The organism is Streptomyces sp. NPDC048191 (genome assembly GCF_040652655.1).
GTDB lineage: Bacteria > Actinomycetota > Actinomycetes > Streptomycetales > Streptomycetaceae > Streptomyces.
In genome coordinates this window covers 1-3,134 of the sequence record NZ_JBEZMO010000079.1, presented here as the reverse complement: position 1 = coordinate 3,134, position 3,134 = coordinate 1, and the positions used below count along the sequence as shown (strand labels likewise).

The window sequence follows — 3,134 nt, the reverse complement described above, 5'->3', positions numbered from 1 at the left end:
GGGGCTCTGCTCAGCGGGCGTCTGTCGGTGGGTACGCATGGCTGGCTCGCCGACCACGAGATCCAGGGCCAGGTCATCGTCCCCGGCGCCGCACTGATGGAAATGGCCCTGCAGGCCGCCGACCACCTGGGCGCCACCGGCGTGAGCGAGCTGACCTTGGAGGCGCCGATGGTGCTCCCGCCCGCCGGCGGCCTGCGCGTCCAGGTCACCGTGGGCGCCATCGACGACGCCTCCCAGCGCTGGATCCAGATCCACTCGCGCCCCGAGGACGCGGGCACCGGCTCCCTCGAAGGACACGACCACGAGCGGGAGGAGTGGGTCCGGCACGCGTCCGGATGGCTCACCGCGGGCGACCTCGTGGGCGCCGGAGGCGACGGACCGGTGTGGCCGCCGGAGGGCGCGGAGGCCGTCGAACTCGCCAGCTTCTACTCAGAGTTGACGCGAGCGGGCTACGAGTACGGGCCCGCCTTCCAGGCCGTAACAGCGCTCTGGCGGCGAGGTGAGGAGACATACGCCTCGATCGTCCTGCCCGACGCACAGCTCGCCGACGCCGAACACTTCGGCATCCACCCCGCCCTCCTGGACGCGGCGCTGCACCCACTCGTGCACCGGCTCGCCGAGGGAACCGGTGTGGGCGGGGGTGGCGAGTTGTTGCTGCCGTTCGCGTGGAGCGACGTCACGCTGTACGCCACCGGAGCGCGGGAGCTCCGGGCGCGGTGGACGCCCAGCGGACCCACCAGCGCGGCGCTCACGCTGACCGACACGAACGGCCGGCTGGTCGCCACCGTGGGCGCTCTGGCACTCCGTCCCGCCCGTCTCGACACGGGTGACCAGAGGACCGGGGACGTCAGGAGGGGTGCGCTGTACGGGCTCGACTGGGTGCCGGCGACAGCCGACCCGGACGGGGCGACCGACGCCCGCATCGCTGAAGTGGCGGGTGTGGGTGAGTTGTTGGAGTTGGCTGATGCGGGTGTGGTGCCGGACCGGGTGGTCGTGTCGGTGTCCTCGCGGGATGGTGAGGCTGCTCCGGTTGCTGCGCATCGTGTTGCGGGTGAGGTGCTGGGTCTGGCTCAGTGCTGGGTGGGTGATGAGCGGTTCGCGGATGCGCGGCTGGTCGTCGTCACCCGTGGTGCCGTCGGTGTCGGTCAGGAGGATGGTCCGGCCGATTTGGGTGCCTCGACGGCATGGGGCCTGATCCGTACGGCTCAGTCGGAGCATCCGGGCCGGTTCGCGCTGGTGGATCTGGATGAGGCGGGTGAGGTTTCCGCTGCCGTACTGGTGGGTGAGGAGCCGCAGGTCGCGGTGCGTGACGGTCAGGTTCTGGTGCCGCGTCTGGTGCCGGTGGCCGCTGGGCAGGAGTCGGCTGGGCTGGATCCGGATGGCACGGTGCTGGTCACTGGTGCTTCGGGCACGCTGGGTGCGTTGGTGGCCCGGCATCTCGTCCAGCGTCATGGTGTGCGGCATCTGCTGCTGCTCTCGCGCCGGGGCGCGGACGCTCCCGGTGCCGGCGAACTCAGTGCCGAGCTGGAGTCGTTGGGTGCGACGGTTGAGCACGCGGCGTGTGATGCGGCGGATGCCGGTGCGCTGGCCGGTGTGATCGCGGGTGTTTCCGCTGATCGTGGGTTGACGGCGGTGGTGCATGCTGCGGGCGTCCTGGATGACGGTCTGGTGCAGGCGCAGTCGGTGGAGCGTCTGGCTCCGGTGTTGCGGCCGAAGGTGGATGCGGCGTGGAACCTGCATGAGCTGACGCGTGATCTGCCGTTGGCGGCGTTCGTGGTGTTCTCCTCGATCGCCGGTGTGATCGGTAATGCGGGGCAGAGCAATTACGCTGCCGCGAACACGTTCCTGGACGCTCTGGCCGCGCACCGCCGCGCTGAAGGTCTCCCCGCACATGCCCTGGCCTGGGGCCTGTGGGACCAGAACAGTGGTATGGCCGGCGGTCTGACCGACGCCGACCGGACACGCTGGTCGCGGGCGGGAGTGGCGCCACTCGACGCGGAACGCGGCATCGAGCTGCTCGACGCCGCCCTGGAGACGCCTCGGCCCGACCTGATACCCGCACGTCTCGACCTGAGCGTGCTCAAGGCGCAGGCGGCAGACGCGCGCGGCGCGCACGCCGGCAACCCGTCGGACGCGATCCCGTCCGTCTTCCGGGGTCTCGTCCGGACGCCCGTCCGGCGCACCGTGGTCGCTACCGCGCAGGCCACCGGCCAGGACAGTTGGAGCGACCGCATGATCGCGCTGCCCGCGGCGGAACGCGAGCGAGCGATCGCCGAGACGGTACGAAGCGTGGTCGCGTCCGTGCTGGGCCACTCCGACGCCGCGAACGTCGATGTCGAACGGGCCTTCAAGGACCTGGGCTTCGACTCCCTGACCGGCGTTGAACTGCGCAACCGGATCAACGCCACGACCGGCCTGCGCGTCCCGGCCACGCTCGTCTTCGACCACCCCTCGCCCCGAGCGGTCGCCACCTATCTGCTGTCCGTCGTCATCGAGGCCGGCGGGGCGGAAACTCCGACCGGCACCGGTACGGACATGGCGGTACGGCCGAACGTCGCGGTGGACGACGATCCGATCGCGGTGGTGGGCATGGCGTGCCGCTACCCGGGTGGTGTGTCGGACGCCGAGGGGTTGTGGGAGCTGGTGGCCGGTGGTGTGGACGGCATCGGTGAGTTCCCGGGCGACCGTGGCTGGGACGTGGAGTCCCTCTACGACCCGGACCCCGACTCCGTCGGCACGTCGTACACGAAGTCGGGTGGCTTCCTTTACGGGGCCGCGGAGTTCGACGCGGAGTTCTTCGGGCTGAGCCCGCGTGAGGCCGCCGCGATGGATCCGCAGCAGCGGCTGCTGCTGGAGACCGCCTGGGAGACGTTCGAGCACGCCGGCATCGACCCGGCGACCGTGCGGGGTTCCCGCACCGGTGTGTACGCGGGCGTCATGTACAACGACTACGGTTCCCGACTCAGCACGGCACCCGAGGGCTTCGAAGGCTTCCTGCTGACGGGGAACACCTCCAGTGTCATCTCCGGCCGGCTCGCCTACTCGTTCGGGCTGGAGGGTCCGGCGTTGACGGTGGACACGGCGTGCTCGTCGTCGTTGGTGGCTCTGCACCTGGCGGTGCAGTCGCTGCGGCG

General features: G+C 70.7%; 1 protein-coding gene. It reads left to right on the top strand.

The annotated features are described in order from the left end of the window. Positions 1–27: 27 nt before the first annotated feature. Positions 28–3,134 (top strand): SDR family NAD(P)-dependent oxidoreductase (locus AB0D93_RS41395; RefSeq protein ID WP_362131899.1); only part of this gene is annotated, 3,107 nt, incomplete at its 3' end.